Here is an 18017-nt window from a genome sequence, read left to right as displayed (position 1 = left end):
TGAATGACCATACAGATTGTTACATTTGAAAAGAGTATAAATTAACAATTAACACTCCGGCCAGGCTTTTCAGGTGCAAAAGTAGCCCAAATTTTCTCTTGTGATTCTGTGTGGCTTCGGTTCCAATTGGCGGCTGGCCTTGATTTTCGCACTGCAGCACGATTCAAAGCCTCGGTTTGGCATTACAACGTACGGTATCGGATAATGCCTTCCTCTACCGATACATGCAATGCCCATGTCATACAATTTCTTGTAGACAAAGTTTTCAGAAGGGCCATTTTGTTTTCAATATGGAAACAGTCAGCACAACGTGCTCATAGTGAAACGTTGTTTTTTGATCGTTCCTGCTGCCTCAAAAATTTTACTGCCATCGCAGCGAAAAGAATGTCGCCGTTATGCCAGGAAAGCTCTTTTTGGTGTCATCTTGGCCACCAACTCTCGATCTTAAGCGTGTTTGCGCAAGAAGAATCAATTTATTTTCAGTAACTGTTGTCTTATTCGCCAAACTCGCTGTCCACAGGCGTTTTTTTTCTTTGTTGCAGCACGGGTAAGGCACGCTACAATAGTATTGACGTTGACGTAAACGGCACTTTGCCACCATCTGCCCCGCAGCACCCCATCTATCGACCGATCACCCATGCAACCGACACCGCCCGCAGCAATGACGACCTATACCATTACCGAACTGGCGCGGGAATTCGACATCACGGCACGCGCCATCCGTTTCTATGAAGACCAGGGCCTGCTCAGCCCGAAGCGCGAAGGCGCAGGCGGACGCAGCCGCGTCTACACGCCGCGCGACCGCACCCGCTTGAAGCTGACCCTGCGCGGCAAGCGCCTGGGCCTGGCCCTGTCGGAAATCAAGAGCCTGGTCGACATGTACGAGTCGCCGAAGGACACGCGCGCGCAGATGGACCGCTTCCTGGGCGTGCTGGCGCAGCACCGGCAGACCCTGGAACAGCAGCGCATCGATATCGAAATGGCGCTGGCGGAAATCAGTGCGCATGAAGACGCTTGCGCGCGCATGCTGGCGGACTTGAACCTTGATCAGGCGCAAACCAACTAGGCATCGATACGGCGGCGCTTGCCGCGCGCATCACTTGACGTTTACGTAAACGTCACAACTGAGTATCATAGCTTCACTGACCCGGCACCCATGACCGCCACACTTATAACGACGAGGACGACATGCTCCATCTCCCAGGCTTGACCTTTGACCACGGCGACGACATCGCCTCGCTGCGCGAAGCGATCCAACAATTTGCCGCCGCCGAAATCGCGCCGCGCGCGGCCGACATCGACCGCACCGACCAGTTCCCCATGGACCTGTGGCGCAAGATGGGCGACATGGGCTTGCTCGGCATCACCGTCAGCGAAGAATACGGCGGCGCCGGCATGGGCTATCTGGCGCACATCATCGCCATGGAAGAGATCTCGCGTGCCTCGGCCTCCGTCGGCCTGTCCTACGGTGCCCACTCGAACCTGTGCGTGAATCAGATCAAGCGCAACGGCACGGCCGAGCAAAAAGCGAAATACCTGCCAAAACTGATCACGGGCGAGCATATCGGCGCCCTGGCCATGTCCGAGCCGAATGCGGGCTCGGACGTCGTCAGCATGAAGCTGCGCGCCGACTTCAAGGGCGACCGCTGGGTCTTGAACGGCACCAAGATGTGGATCACCAACGGCCCCGACGCCGACGTGCTGGTGGTGTACGCGAAAAACGACCTGGAAGCGGGCGCGCGCGGCATGACGGCGTTCCTGATCGAAAAGAATTTCAAAGGCTTTTCCATCGCGCAAAAGCTCGACAAGCTGGGCATGCGCGGCTCGCACACGGGCGAACTGGTATTCCAGGATTGCGAAGTGCCGGCCGAAAACGTGCTGGGCGGCCTGGGCAAGGGCGTCAATGTGCTGATGTCGGGCCTCGATTTCGAGCGCACCGTGCTGTCCGGCGGACCGCTGGGCATCATGCAGGCCTGCATGGACCTGGTCGTGCCTTACGTGCATGACCGCAAGCAATTCGGCCAGGCCATCGGCGAATTCCAATTGATGCAAGGCAAACTGGCCGATATGTATTCAACCATGATGGCGTGCAAGGCCTATGTGTATGCCGTGGGCCAGGCTTGCGACCGCGCCACCACGCCGGAAGCCGTGCGCCAGTTGCGCAAGGATGCGGCCGGCGCCATTCTGTATAGTGCGGAGAAGGCGACCTGGATGGCGGGCGAAGCGATCCAGGCCCTGGGCGGCAACGGCTACATCAACGAGTATCCGGCCGGCCGCCTGTGGCGCGATGCCAAGCTGTACGAAATCGGCGCCGGGACCAGCGAAATCCGCCGCATGCTGATCGGCCGCGAATTGTTTGCGGAAACCAAGTAAGCACGGGCGCGCGGTTATCGACTGGGTGAGGAGCCATACATGCGAGCACAACTATGACGCAAATTGCCTTCCCCAAATTGCTTTCTTCCCAGATTGCATTCGATATCGCGCGCACCATCCGCGACGGCTTTGACAAGCATTACCGTCTGTTCCGTGAAACGAGCCAGCACGCCAAGCGGTATTTCGAGCAAGGCGCCTGGAGCGCGGCCCAGACGGCGGCCCGCGAACGCATCGACTTTTATGACAAGCGCGTGCAGGAATGCGTGCAGATGCTCGAAGATGAGTACGAAGAGTCGGAGTTGAGCGACGAAGTGTGGCGCGAACTCAAGCTGCACTACATCGGCATGCTGACGGAACACAAGCAGCCGGAACTGGCGGAAACCTTCTTCAATTCCGTCTGCTGCAACATCCTGCACCGCACCTATTTTAATAACGACTATATTTTCGTGCGTCCCGTCGTTTCCACGGAATACATCGAGACGCAAGAGCCGGTGCCCACCTATCGCGTGTACTACCCGGGCAAGGATGGCTTGCGCCACACCCTGACGCGCATGCTGGGCAACTTCCAGCTGGACTGCGCATTTGCCGACCTGGAGCGTGACGTGGCCCAGGTGGAAGCGCGCCTGCAGCAACTGTTCGGCGGCGACCGGATCGAGCCGAACCACCAGCTCCAGGTCTTGACCAGTCTGTTCTACCGCAACAAGGGCGCCTACCTGGTCGGCAAGGGCATCAACGGCAACCGCGAATATCCGTTTGTCGTGCCGATCCTGCACAACCGCCACGGCAAGCTGGTGCTCGATACGGTGCTGTTCGAGCAGCAACAAATTGCCGTGCTGTTTTCATTTACGCGCGCCTATTTCCTGGTCGATATGGAAGTGCCGTCGGCCTATGTGCAATTCTTGCGCAGCTTGCTGCCGCGCAAACCACGCAGCGAAATTTATACGATACTGGGCCTGCAAAAACAGGGCAAGACGCTGTTTTACCGCGACTACCTGCAGCACTTGAAACACTCATCGGACCACTTTGAAAGCGCGCCTGGCATCCGCGGCCTGGTGATGCTGGTGTTTGCCCTGCCGTCGTTTCCATATGTCTTCAAGGTGATCAAGGATTTTTTCCCGCCGCCCAAGGAAACCACGCGCGCGCAAGTCCAGCAAAAGTATTTGCTGGTGAAACACCACGACCGCGTGGGCCGCATGGCCGACACGCTCGAGTATTCCAACGTGGCCTTTCCGCGCGCCCGCTTTTCTGCGGAACTGCTGGCCGAACTGAAACAATTCGCCCCCTCGCTGGTCGAAGAAGACCAGGAGCAGATCATCATCCGCCACCTGTACATCGAGCGGCGCATGGTGCCGCTGAACATGTGGCTGAGCAATGCCGAGAAGGAAGGCCGCGATGACCTGGTGGAACACGCCATCATCGAGTATGGCAACGCCATCAAGGAACTGGTCGCGGCGAATATTTTCCCCGGCGACATGCTGTATAAAAACTTTGGCGTGACACGTCATCAACGTGTCGTTTTTTACGATTACGATGAAATCGAGTACATCACCGATTGCCAGTTCCGCGTCATTCCCCAGGCGCGCACGGAGGAGGAAGAAATGTCGGCCGAACCGTGGTATCCCATCGGCAAGCACGATGTGTTTCCCGAACAATTCGGCACTTTCCTGCTGGGCAATCCGCGCATCCGCCACTATTTCATGCAGCACCATGCCGACCTGCTGACGGCGCAATACTGGCAGGCGCGCAAGCAGCGCATCGAAGATGGCCATATCGAGGACGTCTTCCCGTATCCGCAACACCTGCGTTTTTGCAAGCAGTCATCATCCTCAACCCAACCGGAGATCCAACATGCATGATCCAGTCGTAATCGTCGGTGCCGCGCGCACCCCCATGGGCGCCTTCCAGGGCGATTTTGCCAACGTCACCGCCAGCGACCTGGGCGCCGTGGCCATCCGCGCCGCCGTCGAACGGTCGGGCGTGGCGCCGGATGCCGTTGAACACGTGTTTTTCGGCAATTGCCTGATGGCTGGCCAGGGCCAGGCGCCCGCGCGCCAAGCCTTGCGCAAGGCGGGCCTGCCCGATTCCACCGGCGCCGTGACGCTGTCGAAAATGTGCGGCTCGGCCATGCAGACGACCATGTTCGCGCATGACACCTTGCTCGCCGGCAGCGCCGATGTGGTGGTGGCGGGCGGCATGGAATCGATGACCAACGCCCCCTACCTGGTGCCAAAGGCGCGCGGCGGCTACCGCATCGGCCACGGCATGATCTATGACCACATGATGATGGATGGCCTGGAAGACGCCTACGGCCGCGATGAAAAGGGCAATGCCCGCTCGATGGGCACGTTTGCCGAAGAGTGCGCCAGCCAGTACAGCTTCACGCGCGAAGCGCAGGATGCGTTTGCCATCGAATCGGTGAAACGCGCGCAAGCGGCCACCAAGGATGGCAGTTTCGAATGGGAAATCGTGCCCGTGACGGTCTCCGGCCGCGGCGGCGACACCATCGTCAGCATCGATGAAGGCCCGCAAAAGGCCCGCCTGGAAAAAATCCCCACCTTGAAAGCGGCGTTCAAGAAGGACGGCACCATCACGGCCGCTTCGTCCTCGTCGATCAACGACGGCGCGGCGGCCCTGGTGCTGATGCGCGAATCGACGGCGAAAAAACTCGGCTGCACCGTCATCGCCAAGATCCACGGCCATGCCACGCACGCGCAGGCACCGAACGAATTCACCACGGCCCCCATCGGCGCGGTGAAAAAACTGTACGCAAAAACGGGCTGGAGCAGCAGCAATGTCGACTTGTTCGAGATCAATGAAGCGTTCGCCGCCGTGCCGATGGCCGCCATGCACGACCTCGACATTCCACACAGCAAGATCAACATCCACGGCGGCGCGTGCGCGCTGGGCCACCCGATCGGCGCTTCGGGCGCGCGCATCATCGTCACCCTGCTGGGCGCCTTGAAGAAAACCGGCGGCAAGCGCGGCGTGGCGGCCCTGTGCATCGGCGGCGGCGAAGCGACGGCGATGGCGATCGAACTGGTATAAGCGGCTCTGTTGACGACAGGCGCGCATGCTTGTTGGTTGCGCGCCTTTTCATTTGACTTTCCAGGGAGAAAACACATGCCTACCGCATTGATCATCGGCGCCTCGCGCGGCATCGGCCACGAGCTCGTCCGTCAATACCGCCACGCTGGCTGGAGAGTCATCGCCACGGCACGCACGCCGGATGCTTGCGACGCCCTCAGGCAACTGGGCGCCGAAGCGCATCAGCTCGACGTGACGGATGTGGACGGCTGCGCCGCGCTGGGCTGGAAGCTCGACGATGAACAGCTCGACGTGGCCATCCTCAACGCGGGCGTGTATGGCCCCCGCCACGACGGTTCCCCCACGCAAGAAGATTTCGATGCCGTCATGCACACGAACGTGCTGGCGGCCATGCGCCTGCTGCCGATGCTGGCGCCGCTGGTGGCCAACGCCAAAGGCAAGCTGGCCGTGCTGTCCTCGCACATGGGCTCCCTGAGCGAGCGCGGCAACCCCAGCGGTTCGCTGTACCGCGCCAGCAAGGCGGCCTTGAATTCCGTGCTGATCGACACGGCCCTCGTGCATGGCCCGCAAGGCGTCAGCTGCGTGGCCTTCCACCCGGGCTGGGTGCGCACGGACATGGGCGGCGCCGGCGCCGATATTTCCCCGGAAGAAAGCGCAGCCGGCATTCGCGCCACGCTGGCCAGCCTGCCGGCTACGGACAAGGCCGTGTTTCGCAATTACGATGGCAAGCCCATCGCCTGGTAATTCCCGCATCCACTATAAAAATAACCGAGACGACGTCCATGATACTCAATGAAGAACAATCGATGATCCAGGAAGCGCTGCGCAGTTTTTCGCGCGAGCGCCTGGCGCCCAATGCGGCCCGCTGGGACAAGGAACATCATTTCCCCAAGGAAGAATTGCAGGAACTGGCCGCGCTGGGCGCCTTTGGCGTGGCCGTGCCGGAAGCGCTCGGTGGCGCCGGCCTCGACTACGTGTCGCTGGCCCTGGTGTTGGAAGAAATCGCTGCAGGTGATGGCGGCACGTCGACCATCATTTCCGTGAATAATTGCCCCGTGTGCAGCATCGCCATGATGTACGCGAATGACGCGCAAAAGGAACAGTGGCTGCGGCCGCTGGCGCAAGGCGCCATGCTGGGGGCGTTTTGCCTGACGGAACCGCACACGGGCAGCGATGCCTCGGCCCTGCGCACCACGGCCACGCGCGATGGCAGCGAGTACGTCATCAACGGCACGAAACAATTCATTACCAGCGGCAAGTATGCGGACGTGGCCATCGTCATGGCCGTCACCGACAAGGCGGCCGGCAAGCGCGGCATCAGCGCCTTCTGGGTGCCGACGAACACGCCCGGCTACATCGTGGCGGGACTGGAACAGAAGATGGGCCAGCATTCATCGGACACGGCGCAGATCCTGTTCGACAACTGCCGCATCCCGGCGGAAAATTTGATTGGCGAAGAAGGACAAGGCTACAAGATCGCCCTGTCCGGCCTGGAAGGCGGCCGCATCGGCATCGCTTCGCAAGCCGTGGGCATGGCGCGCGCCGCGTATGAAGCGGCCCTGCAGTACGCACGCGAGCGTGAAAGTTTCGGCAAACCCATTTATGAACACCAGGCCGTGCAATTCCGCCTGGCCGACATGGCCACGCAAATCGAAGCGGCGCGGCAACTGATCCGCCACGCGGCGGCCATGAAGGATGCGGGCCTGCCCTGCCTGAAGGAAGCGGCCATGGCCAAGCTGTTTGCGTCGGAAATGGCGGAAAAAGTATGCTCGGACGCCATCCAGGTGCACGGCGGCTACGGTTATGTGTCGGACTTCCCCGTCGAACGCATCTACCGCGACGTGCGCGTGTGCCAGATTTATGAGGGCACCAGCGATATTCAGAAAATCCTGATCGCCAGAGCTTTATAAAAGCAGTAGAAGTCTCGCGCCTTGAGCAACCGTAGCGAGCAAGCCCGATATCGGCTTGAGTAACGCAGCCGTACTGAAGTACGGCGAGTAACGCCGAGTCGAGAGCGGGCTGCGCAGTAGGTTGCTCAACGCGCCAGCCACAGACGAAAAAAAAGCCCGCTAGCGCGGGCTTCGTTCCAATGTATTACCAATGCTTTAATCGTGTCATGGACGCCAGTGCTATCTGCAAAGTGCCTCCTGATTTTCGGACTCCCATGCTATCTGCATGGTGACTCCAAGGTGTAAATCGACCATCGTATCCGGAATTACAAAATCCACTCTTCGCTCTGTCACGCCATCGACATTACACCTGTCGGTCGCCGCGCTGAAACTGGATGGTGAGATGATTTGCTGCCAAATCTCAATCACTGAACGGAGTATAGCACAGCCTTTTGTGCGACGCAACAACCTTTTTAAATCAAGTCCTTAGCGCCAGCGGCTTGTCCTCTTCGCCGCCACGCGCCACTCTTTCGTATTCGGAGATCACTTGCGCGCCCAGCAGCAACAGGGTGGCGCCGATTTCCAGGCTGAACATCACGACGATGGCCGTCGTCATCGAGCCATACACGACATTCACCTGCGACAAGGTGGAAAAATACCAGACCAGTACATGGCGGGCAATTTCCCACAGCAGGGCCGCCGTCACGCCGCCGATCAGCGCATGCGTGATCGATAATCTTCCGACCGGCATGACCAGATAGATCGAGCTGAGCACGAGGATTTCGCCCCCCAGCCCCAGCAAATACAGCAGCACGCCGGATACGCCTTCCAGGCCCCAGTCGTGGCGCAGGAAGCGCACGCTTTCCTCGCCCATCACCTGCAGGCCGCCCGCCACCAGGGTGATCAGCAAAATACCGATGCCCAGGCACAGGATGTAGCAGTACGGCAGCACGGCGGAAATGAGGAAATGGCGGCGGCGGATGGCCACGCGGTGAATGAAAATCACGCTCATGGCGTTTTCCAGCACGGTAAACGCCAGCGAGCTGAAAAACAGCATGGTCAGCAGCAGCAGCCAGCCGATCACGCCCCGGTTGTCGAGAAAATGCGCGATCTCGCCCACGATGGCCTTCGATTGTCCCGGCACCAGCCATTCCAGGTAATGGCCGATTGTTTGCAGCAATTCGTCCTGCGCGATCACGTGCGACAGGGCCACCACCACCAGCATCAGCAGGGGCACGATGGAGAGCAGCGAGTAATATGCGACGGCGCCCGCCAGCAGCAAGCCCTGGTTGGCGCGGAAACCCTTCAGCACCTGCAGCACGAAGGCCAGCGGATGGCTGAGGATGTAGGTACTGGCGTGGCGGTTGATCATGTCGGGTGCGCTGAGGAAGACGGCGCGGCCTCGTGCCACGCCTTATCACACTAGCATACTGACAATCGCCCCGCTGCACCGTGCGCTAGCAGACGGCCGGCTCCAACAAGGTCAAGGTTTGCCGGTCCGCATCCAGGGTCGCCAATATGCCCATCGGTAGCGTGAACTGGTGGCGGATGTGGCCAAACGAGTAGCCGCTGACGGCCGGTACGCGTAAAGGCTGCAAATGCTGGTCCAGGGTGTCATTCAGGGTCAGCGCCGTGTCGCCCTCGGCCGCCTCGCAATGCTCGAAGATGCCCAGCATCAAGGCCGCAGCCTGGTTGAAGCCCACGGACAGGTCGAGCTGGCACAGCATCCTGTCGATGCGATACGGCACTTCATTGATTTCTTCGAGGAAAAGGATGTGTTCGCGGAAATCGGCCGCATACGGCGTGCCGGCCAGCGCGCTGACCATGCACAGGTTGCCGCCCGTCAAGCGTCCCGTCGCCTGGCCGCCATGCACGGTGCGGATGGCGAAATTCGGTTGCGTCTGCGCGCGGCGGTGATTCTCCAGCGCCATCGGGATCGTGTAGCTGTCTTGCGGCGTCATCAGCACATTGCGCAGCTGCGTCACCGTGTACTCGGAAAACGTGGACGAGGCCACGGGGCCGTGAAACGTCACCAGGCCCGTCTGGCGGCCGATGGCCAGGTGCAGGGCCGTGATGTCGGAATAGCCGATCAGCACTTTCGGGTTGGCGCGGATCAAGGCGTAGTTGAGCAGCGCCAGCAGCGAAATGCAGCCGGAGCCGCCGCGGATGGCCCACACCGCCTTGACTTCCGGGTCGACGAAAGCCGCATGCAAGTCGTCGAGGCGCTGCTGCACCGTGCCCGCATAGTTGCCGTGCACGGCGCGGATATTCGCGCCCAGGCTGGCGCGCAGTCCCAGCGATTCGATATTGCGCTGGGCCTTGGCGATGGCGTCTTCATCCGTAAAACCGCCCGGTGCGACGATGGCGACCAGGTCGCCCGGCTGCAGGCGCGCCGGCTTGATCACTGCGTGTGGCTGTTGCATGCGTTTGCCCTTCCCTTGCGCGGCCGCCGCCCATGCCGGTGTGCCTGCCGCCCCGAGGGTGGCGGCCAGCAAGCCGCCGAAACGGCGCCGGCTGAGATTGGTCTGACTGGACATGCGGCCCTTTCCTGGAATAAAAACGGCGACGCCAGGCGCCGCCGCACGAGGCTAGCATGCCGGCGGGATCGCCGCCGGCATGGCCGCCTTACATGAACTTGTACTTCAGCTGGAACGACAGCGAACGGCCGCGTGGGTCGGCCACGCGCGGGTCCCAGCCGGCGCCCACCACTTCATCCACGTTGTGCGCGGTGAAAGGCGGATCGCGGTCGAACAGGTTCTGGATGCCCACGGTAATCGTCGTATTTTTGAAGCCCGTGTACGTGCCCGACAAGTTATACGTGGTGTAGCTGGAGACATCCGGCTTGAAGCCCGGCGGCGGCGTGCCTTTACCATTATTCGGTACCTGGTCTTTGTAGCTGGACGAAAAACTCTGGACCAGCAAGCCGCTCCAGTCGCCGCGCGACACGCCGAAGCTGGCATTGTGTTTCCAGCGCAGGTACAGATCGCGCGTATAAAACTTGCCGACCAGTTCCTGGTATTCCTGGCCTTGATATTCCGCAAACTTGAAGCTGTCCATATACGTGCCGTCCAGGGTCGCCGTCCATTTCGCGTCCTGGACCTTGCCTTCGCCGCGCAAGCCCACGTCCAGGCCGCGCACGCGGCTGCCTGCTGCATTGATCCAGCCCGCCTGCACGTACTCGATGGTGCCGTCCGGATTGCGGTGGATGTACTGGTTCAGCGCCTGGTAGTTGGCCAGCACGATTTGCGGCGTGCGGTTCAGGATGCGGTCCTTGGTATTGATGGCCCAGTAGTCGAACGAGGCCGAATATCCTTTGAATGGCTCGATGACAAAACCGACGCTGCCCTGCTTCGACGTTTCCGGTTTCAGGTTCGTATTGCCGCCCGTCTTGTAGTCGAGGCGGTCGATGGCGCAGTATTCGGGCACGCCCGGATGCTTGGCGCAGCCTTCCTGGTCGACCACGCCGTTCGGCAATTCCTGGCTCAGCGAGCCGGAATACAGCTGCTGGAAGCTTGGCGCGAGGAAACCCTTGCTGGCCGAACCGCGGAACAGCAGGAAGTCGGTCGGCTGGTAGCGGAAGGCCACTTTCGGATTCGTCGTCGCGCCCACCAGGCTGTAATCGTCGCGGCGGATGGCCAGCTGCATTTCCAGGTCCTTCGTGACCGGCACCAGCAACTCGGCATACACGGCCTTGACGGTACGGCTGGCATCTTTTAATGCGGCATTGCCCGGCGCCAGCAGGATCTGGGTGGCGTCGACGTCTTGCCCGAAGCTGTAGCCTTCGCGGCGCAAGTCAAAGCCGGCCGCCATGGCCAGCGCACCGGCCGGCAGCTGGAACAGTTCGCCCGAAACGGAACCGTCGATCTGCGTCAGTGTCGTCTTGCCGTGCTGGAAGGCGCCACGGAACTTGGTCGATTCGATCAATTGCTTGGCCGCTTCCGTCTGGCTCTGGCCGGCGCCCACCCACGGATTGATGATGCCCGTGGCCAGGGCCGCGTACAGCTTGTCCGTGTAGGAATAGCCATCCGTCAGCTTGGTCTTGGTGCTGCTCTCGGCGCGCGAAATGCCGGCCTTGTAATCCCACTTGCCGAAGTTGCCTTCAAAGCCCACCAGCACGCGCGCATTGTCGGTGGTGTTTTCCTGGGTGCGGTTGCCCACGTCATTCGCGCGCCATTTGTAGGAAATCGGCTTGGTCTTGTCAAACGTTGGGATGTAGGCCGACAAATCCTGGTAATACGCGCCGCCGACCGGATACAAATTCTTGTTGGCAACCGTCGCCTGCACCTGCATCGGCGTCAAAATCGCCGTGGCCTTGGTGCGCGAACCGAGCACTTCGACAAACATGCGGTGGTCGGGCGCCAGCTGGAAGGTGCCGCGCGACAACAGATTGGCCCGTTCGACGGGGAATTGCAGCACATAGTCGGCGCCATAGTCGTACGCGCACGAATACTTGGTGCGCAGCGGCGAGGTCACATCTTTCCACAGCGCCGTCTGGTACTGCGACATGCCGGCGATGCTGTCGCACTTGCCCTGGAAGCTCAGCGGATTGGCTTGCAGATATTTATTCGCATCGCCTGGCAGCTGGAACGAGGCGCCCAGCGCCGTGCCGGCACCCGCCATCTGGTTGGCAAACGGCGTGCCCGTGGTGTCGGGCGACAGGCCGCGTTCCGGCTGGAAACCGTTGACGAAGGAGCGGTCGCTGCCGTTCAGGCGCTGGGCCTTGTCGACGGTCAGGCTGGCCATGATGTTGTAGCGGTCTGACTCCAGCGAACCCGTGCCGGCCAGCAAGGAAGCGCGGCGCGTGGCGCCGCCACCCGCTTGCGTGTCGTTGGTGGAGACGGACGCTTCCACGCCACTGTAATTGGTTTTCAGAATGAAATTGATCACGCCGCCGATAGCGTCCGTGCCGTAGATGGCCGAGGCGCCATCCTTGAGGATTTCCACGCGCGAGATTGCACCGAGCGGTATCGAGTTCAGGTCGACCGACTTGCCGCTGGCGCCGTGCGTGGCGATGCGGCGGCCGTTCAACAGCACCAGCGTGCTCGACGGTCCAAGGCCGCGCAGCGAGGCGAACGAGGCGCCGCCACTGACGCGGTCAGCATCGGCACCAAACACGTTATTGCCCGAAGTCATGTTATCGGCGCCCGTGCCGTTGGCCGACAGGGTGCGCACCAGTTGCTCGGTCGACGTGATGCCCTGTTTTTCGATCTGGTCAAACGTGATGACTTGCACCGGCAGCGCGCCTTCCTTGGCCACCCGCTTGATGCTGCTGCCCGTCACTTCGACCCGTTGCATCGCTGGCGCCGCTTCCTGTGCCATCACCGGCCCCACCACCCCCATCAATGCCACCAACTGCGCTAGCTTCTTCAATTTCACAGGTCTTCTCCTTGTTGGGCAATCGAAACTTGAGTTATCAAGTCAGGCTGTTTTTTCACGTCGCAGCTGTCTGTCTCGCAGTACATTTTTTTATGACATTTGCGCATGACTTTATTTGTTTTCATTTTCAGAGTAGCGCGATGCATCCGCAGCCAGCCAATGAAAAATGCTTTCCTAACCATAACTTTTTGGAATGAATGCCCTTTTCAGCGACGTGGTCACTTGCCTGCGGGGCGGCCCTTGGCGGGATCGACGTCCAGATAGCGCCAGGACGTGAATTCCACGGGGTGGCGCCTGTAGTTTTTTAGCCACGGTTGCTGCAGGTCGGCAGAGATGGGATGCGTCAGCAACACCCACGGCGTGTAAGCGTGGATCAGCTGAAACAGGTCGAAGTACAGACTGCGTCGGCGCGGCGTATCGGATAGCAGGCGCGCCTCCTCATAGCGTTTATTGTAATCGGGCAAGTTGAAGCGGGCATAGTTGGCGCGGCCAACGTTGCCGCCATACAACAATTGCATAAAGTTATCGCCATCGGGGAAGTCGGCGATCCAGTTGGTCTCGAACATCTGCACCTTGCCCAAGCGCGAGGCCTTGATAATTTCCGTCTTCTTGTCGCTCTTGAACTCCACACGCAGGCCGATGGCATTCAGGTTGCGGCGCCACAATTCATCGCGCAGCCGTCCCACCGTACTCGGCTCCGTATGCATGCTCAAGATCAAGGGCGTGTCATCGGGCTGGGTGCGGAAACCATCGACGCCCACCTTGTAGCCAAAACGGTCCAGCAGGGCGCGCGCCAGCGCCGGATCGTAGCCGACGGGGCTGCGGTAAGCCTTGTCGTAACCGAGCACATTCGGCGGCAGCGGTGACTGCGCCGGCAAGGCCAGCCCTTTTTTTAGCAGCGCGATATCTTCGCGGCTGTTGTAGCTGAGGGCGATGGCGCGCCGCAGGGCCAGCTTGTCTTTCGTATAGCCGCCCAGCACGGGGTCGTCCATGTTCATCCACATGTAATACGTTTGCAGCACGGGAAAGCGCGTCAGTTGCAAGCCCTTGGCGGCCAGCGCCGGTTTCAGCGCGCCGTTTTCCAGCACCATGTCCGTCATCGATTCCGGCACTTGCTCCAGGTAATCGAATTCGCCTTTCAGGAAACCCAGCATGCGCGATTGATATTCCTCGACGATGCGCACTTCGATGCGCTCGACCAGCGGCAAGCGCTTGCCTTCCAGCGCAATGGCGATGGCGCGCGCGTCGACCGGCAAGGCGGCCAGCGCCTTGGCCTCGGTATGGAACACGGTGGCACGGAAAGTCGGATTGGCCTGCAGCACGATCTTGTCGCTGCGTTTCCACTCCTTCACCAGGAACGGCCCCGTGCCCACGGGGTGATTACCGATCTGCCCTGCCGCCGGGTACGCTTCGGCCACTTCGCGCGCCACGACGGCTGTCGCCGGCATGGCCAGGTAAAACAGGAAGTTCGGGTCGATGGCGTTGAGGCGGATGCGCAAGGTGTATTTGTCCAGCGCCTGCAAGCCGGCGATCGGCGTGTCGTAGCTGAATTTTGTTTTCAGAGCCGCATCGCCGACCAGCTTGTCTTCCAGCAAGAACAGCCACGGCGACTTCAGGCTGGGGTCATACAACCGCGTCAGGCTGTACACATAATCCTGCGCCGTCACTTCGCGCGGCTGGCCCTTGAAAGCGGGATCGGGGGTGAAGAGAATGCCGGGCTGCAAATGAAAGATATACGTGCGGCCGCCATCCTCGACTGTCGGCATGCCGCGCGCCGTATTGCCCTGCAGCTGCACCGGACGCGCCAGGTAGTCATAGCGCAGCAGCGGGTCAAAGATGTTTTCCATCAAGTTCAGGCTGGCTAGGTCCGACGCCACGGCCGGGTCCAGACCCGTCTCGCTGGTGCTCAAAAACAAGTGCAAGGTCTTGTTCGCGCGGGCATCGGGGGCGGCGTGGGCCGGTACAGCGAACAGCGTCAACAGGGCCAGGCCGGCGGCGCAGGCGGTTTTGCGGAAAAACATCATCAGTGATCCAGTGCAGACAGGGGTAACGAACAACGATAAGCGACAGGCATCCCCCACACTACGCGGGCAAGCGACGGGGCGCCAATGAAAACAGGCTGCCAGCTTATAACTTTTTGGCATGCGATTGCTGCATTCTTTCATCAACTCGTATCGGGCTGCCCCTATACTTTGTTTGCAGACATTTTTCACTCCCGACACACAGAACTGATCGCATATGGCACTTAATTACATCTGGTCCGGCTTTTTCCTCGTTGGCTTCCTGGCCGCAGTGCTGCAGTGGCTGTTTCTCGGCGATACCGATATCTTCAAGCGCATCATTGATGGCACGTTTGAAACGGCACGCATGGGCGTGATGGATATCGCCCTGCCGCTGGCGGGCGTGATGACCCTGTGGCTGGGCATCATGAACATCGGTGAAAAGGCGGGCATCGTCGGCTGGCTGGCGAAAGTGATCGCGCCCTTCTTTTCGCGCATCTTCCCGGAAATTCCGAAAGACCACCCGGCCACGGGCCACATGGTGATGAATTTCTCGGCCAACCTGCTGGGCCTGGACAATGCGGCCACGCCGTTCGGCTTGAAGGCCATGGAAAGCCTGCAAACCCTGAACCCGAACAAGGAAGAGGCGACGAATGCGCAAATCATGTTTTTGGTGCTGCACACCTCGGGCCTGACCTTAATTCCGCTGGCCATCATGGCGCAGCGCTCGATACTCGGTGCGGCCGACCCGTCCGACATCTTCATCCCGTGCATGATCGCCACCTATGTGGCCACCATGGTCGGCATCATCACGGTGTCCATCAAACAACGCATCAACCTGCTCAACCGCGTCGTGCTGGGCTGGATGGGCGGCATGACGAGCGCCATCGTCGCCATGATCTGGTATTTCACGCAATACCTGACGAAACAGGAAATCGAGCTGGTCTCGAAAGTGGTCAGCAACCTGGTATTGATCAGTGTCATTGCCATCTTCATCATCGGCGCCCTGCGCAAAAAGGTGAACGTGTATGACGCCTTCATCGAGGGGGCGAAGGGCGGTATCCAGACCTCGATTACCGTGATTCCCTACCTGGTCGGCATGCTGGTGGCCATCAGCGTGATCCGCAATGCGGGCGTGTTCAATTTCCTGATGAGCGGCATGAACTGGTTCTTCGGCAACCTGGGCATCAATACGGACTTCGTGCCCGCCCTGCCCACGGCCATGATGAAGCCGCTCAGCGGCTCCGGCTCGAAAGCCATGATGATCGACGCCATGAATACCTACGGCGTCGACTCGTTTGTCGGCCGCCTGGCCTGCGTCTTCCAGGGCTCGGCCGACACCACCTTCTATATCGTGGCCCTGTACTTCGGTTCGGTCGGCATCCGCAAGACGCGCTATGCGATCACGGCCGGCCTCATCGCCGATTTCGCTGGCGTGGTCACGGCCGTCTTTGTTGCCTACGTCTTTTTCCACTAAGGAGCACCATGTTACGTCCTGTTCTGATGGCTGCGCTGTTGGCGGGTCTTGGCCTGTCGACTGCCCACGCGCAATTGCCCGAATCCGTCAGCCTGCTGCTGCGCAGCGCGAATATTCCCGAAGACGCCATGGGCGCCATCGTCTTGCGTGGCAGCACCACCGTGCTGTCGCACGGCGCCGAGCGCAGCATGCAGCCCGCTTCCACCATGAAGCTGGTGACGACGGCCGTCGGCCTGGAGCAATTGGGCCCCATCTTCCGCGGTCGCACGGAATTGCGCACCAGCGCCGACGTCATCAATGGCGTACTGAAAGGTGACTTGATCCTGCGCGGCGGCGCCGACACGGATTTCAACGCGGACGTGCTGGCACACATGCTGCAAACCCTGCGCACCCAGGGCATCCATAAAATCAAGGGTGACCTGATCCTCGACCGCCAGCTGTTCCAGCCAGCCCGGCCCGATATCGGCGCGGCGCCGTTCGATGAGTCGGCCGAGTTCCGCTACAACGTCATCCCCGATGCCTTGTTACTGAACACCAATCTGATCGATATCAACATGAACTCGACGGACCGGCAATTGAGCCTGCAGATGCAGCCGCCGCTGGAGAACGTCAGCATCACCAGCGACATGAAACTCATCAAGGGCAGCTGCGCCCGGTGGGAAGACGGCTGGCGCCCGCCCGAATACCGGCGCGATGCGAGCGGCAAGCTGCAGGTGATCCTGCACGGCACCTTCCCGCAAAATTGTAGCAAGGCCACCAGCATCAATGTACTCGACCGCAACGATTATGCAGACCGCTTGTTCCGTGCAACCTGGAAACGCCTGGGCGGCACGATCACGGGCACGGTGCGCGAAGCGCCATTGACGGGCTTGCCGCCGACGGCCGAGCCGGTCGGCACGCGCATGCTGGCCGACCATGTGGCGCGTGCCTTGCCAGAGGTCTTGCGCGATATCAACAAGACCTCCGACAACACCCTGGCCCGCACCCTGTTCCTGAGTCTGGGCAGCTTGCAAAGCGATGGCTGGCTGGGCAGCCGCCCCGTTGCCATGGCGGCGCCGGAAGATACGGCCAATCGGGCGCGGCAAGTGATCCAGGAATGGTTCCAGCGGCACCATATCGATACCCAGGGCATGCTGGTCGACAACGGCTCCGGCTTGTCGCGCACGGGGCGCATTGCGCCAGCACAACTGGCAGGCGTGCTGCAAGCGATGCAGCAAAGTCCGTGGGCACCCGAGTTCCAGTCCAGCCTGCCCATCGTCGCGCTGGACGGCACCATGCGCAAGCGCCTGCTGAACAGCCCGGCCGCCGCGCGCGCGCGCATCAAGACGGGCACATTAAAGAATGTGGTGGCCATCGCCGGCTATGTGCCTGACGCCAACAACCAGCTATGCGTGGTGGTCGCCATGATCAATAGCGACCTGGTGGGCAATGGCAATGGCCGCGCCGCCGTCGATGCGCTGATCGAGTGGGTCGCCAGGAGCGGCGCCACGCCGGTGGTGGCCGGTCAATAAAAGGAAGATCAAGATGGAAAGGCAGCGCGCAGCGCTGCCTTTTTTTCGTCTGTTGCATTGGCAGCTGATGAACAGCCGGGGTCAGACCCTCAGGGGGGATGCGCCTCAGTGGGGCACATCCCGATCACGAAGTGACTGACCCCAGCACTTTGCGGTTGAGGTGCAAGCATGCCAAACCGCCAGACGAAAAAAAACCCGTCAATTTCTTGACGGGTTTTCTTCTACTACGAATAACAAGCCTGACGATAACCTACTTTCACACTGGTTGCAGCACTATCATCGGCGCAAAGTTGTTTCACGGTCCTGTTCGGGATGGGAAGGGGTGGGACCAACTTGCTATGGTCAT

The 18017-nt window shown here is 60.5% G+C and carries 12 protein-coding genes and 1 rRNA gene; 8 read left to right on the top strand and 5 right to left on the bottom strand.

The annotated features are described in order from the left end of the window. Positions 1-661 precede the first annotated feature (661 nt). The 6 genes from ACP7DW_RS20500 to ACP7DW_RS20475 all read left to right on the top strand — a co-directional run bounded on the left by ACP7DW_RS20500 (position 662) and on the right by ACP7DW_RS20475 (position 7328). A complete protein-coding gene (locus ACP7DW_RS20500) occupies positions 662-1066 on the top strand; it encodes a MerR family transcriptional regulator (RefSeq protein ID WP_071074963.1) in 405 nt (134 codons plus the stop codon). Positions 1067-1188: 122 nt separating this feature from the next. Next, complete coding sequence (locus ACP7DW_RS20495; protein WP_298414128.1) at positions 1189-2373, top strand: isovaleryl-CoA dehydrogenase; 1185 nt, start codon at positions 1189-1191, stop codon at positions 2371-2373. A gap of 53 nt (positions 2374-2426) precedes the next feature. Next, positions 2427-4229 (top strand): bifunctional isocitrate dehydrogenase kinase/phosphatase, encoded by a 1803-nt coding sequence (gene aceK, locus ACP7DW_RS20490; RefSeq protein WP_426056512.1) that lies wholly within the window; start codon positions 2427-2429, stop codon positions 4227-4229. Then, positions 4222-5418, top strand: coding sequence for an acetyl-CoA C-acyltransferase (locus tag ACP7DW_RS20485; RefSeq protein WP_298414132.1), 1197 nt, complete (start codon positions 4222-4224; stop codon positions 5416-5418). The genes aceK and ACP7DW_RS20485 overlap by 8 nt, the downstream gene beginning before the upstream one ends. Before the next feature lie 75 nt (positions 5419-5493). Next, the gene (locus ACP7DW_RS20480) at positions 5494-6162 is read left to right on the top strand and encodes an SDR family oxidoreductase (protein ID WP_426056513.1); all 669 of its coding nucleotides are present in this window, start codon (positions 5494-5496) and stop codon (positions 6160-6162) included. 38 nt (positions 6163-6200) lie between these two features. Next, complete coding sequence (locus tag ACP7DW_RS20475; RefSeq protein WP_141171135.1) at positions 6201-7328, top strand: acyl-CoA dehydrogenase family protein; 1128 nt, start codon at positions 6201-6203, stop codon at positions 7326-7328. Between the two features lie 457 nt (positions 7329-7785). On the opposite strand, the gene ACP7DW_RS20470 is transcribed toward ACP7DW_RS20475, so the two are convergent. From ACP7DW_RS20470 to ACP7DW_RS20455, 4 genes are all read right to left on the bottom strand, one after another. Beyond that, positions 7786-8679, bottom strand: coding sequence for a YihY/virulence factor BrkB family protein (locus ACP7DW_RS20470; protein ID WP_071074951.1), 894 nt, complete (start codon positions 8677-8679; stop codon positions 7786-7788). 85 nt (positions 8680-8764) lie between these two features. Beyond that, positions 8765-9844, bottom strand: a complete 1080-nt coding sequence (locus ACP7DW_RS20465; protein ID WP_426056514.1) for a S66 peptidase family protein — start codon at positions 9842-9844, stop codon at positions 8765-8767. 88 nt (positions 9845-9932) lie between these two features. After that, the gene (locus tag ACP7DW_RS20460) at positions 9933-12683 is read right to left on the bottom strand and encodes a TonB-dependent receptor (RefSeq protein WP_426056515.1); all 2751 of its coding nucleotides are present in this window, start codon (positions 12681-12683) and stop codon (positions 9933-9935) included. A gap of 218 nt (positions 12684-12901) precedes the next feature. Continuing rightward, the gene (locus ACP7DW_RS20455; RefSeq protein ID WP_426056521.1) at positions 12902-14704 is read right to left on the bottom strand and encodes an ABC transporter substrate-binding protein; all 1803 of its coding nucleotides are present in this window, start codon (positions 14702-14704) and stop codon (positions 12902-12904) included. A gap of 217 nt (positions 14705-14921) precedes the next feature. Between ACP7DW_RS20455 and ACP7DW_RS20450 the strand changes: the two genes are divergently transcribed. Next, the gene (locus ACP7DW_RS20450; RefSeq protein WP_298414144.1) at positions 14922-16160 is read left to right on the top strand and encodes a nucleoside recognition domain-containing protein; all 1239 of its coding nucleotides are present in this window, start codon (positions 14922-14924) and stop codon (positions 16158-16160) included. 8 nt (positions 16161-16168) lie between these two features. Further along, the gene (gene dacB / locus ACP7DW_RS20445; RefSeq protein ID WP_426056516.1) at positions 16169-17671 is read left to right on the top strand and encodes a D-alanyl-D-alanine carboxypeptidase/D-alanyl-D-alanine endopeptidase; all 1503 of its coding nucleotides are present in this window, start codon (positions 16169-16171) and stop codon (positions 17669-17671) included. 237 nt (positions 17672-17908) lie between these two features. On the opposite strand, the gene rrf is transcribed toward dacB, so the two are convergent. Continuing rightward, positions 17909-18017: ribosomal RNA gene (gene rrf / locus ACP7DW_RS20440) — 5S ribosomal RNA — on the bottom strand; the annotation flags it as partial.

Source organism: Janthinobacterium sp. PSRC1-1, assembly GCF_049897525.1.
GTDB classification, from domain to species: domain Bacteria; phylum Pseudomonadota; class Gammaproteobacteria; order Burkholderiales; family Burkholderiaceae_D; genus Janthinobacterium; species Janthinobacterium tructae.
The sequence above is the reverse complement of the archived record's forward strand: the minus strand, read 5'-3'. Positions and strand labels throughout refer to the sequence as shown.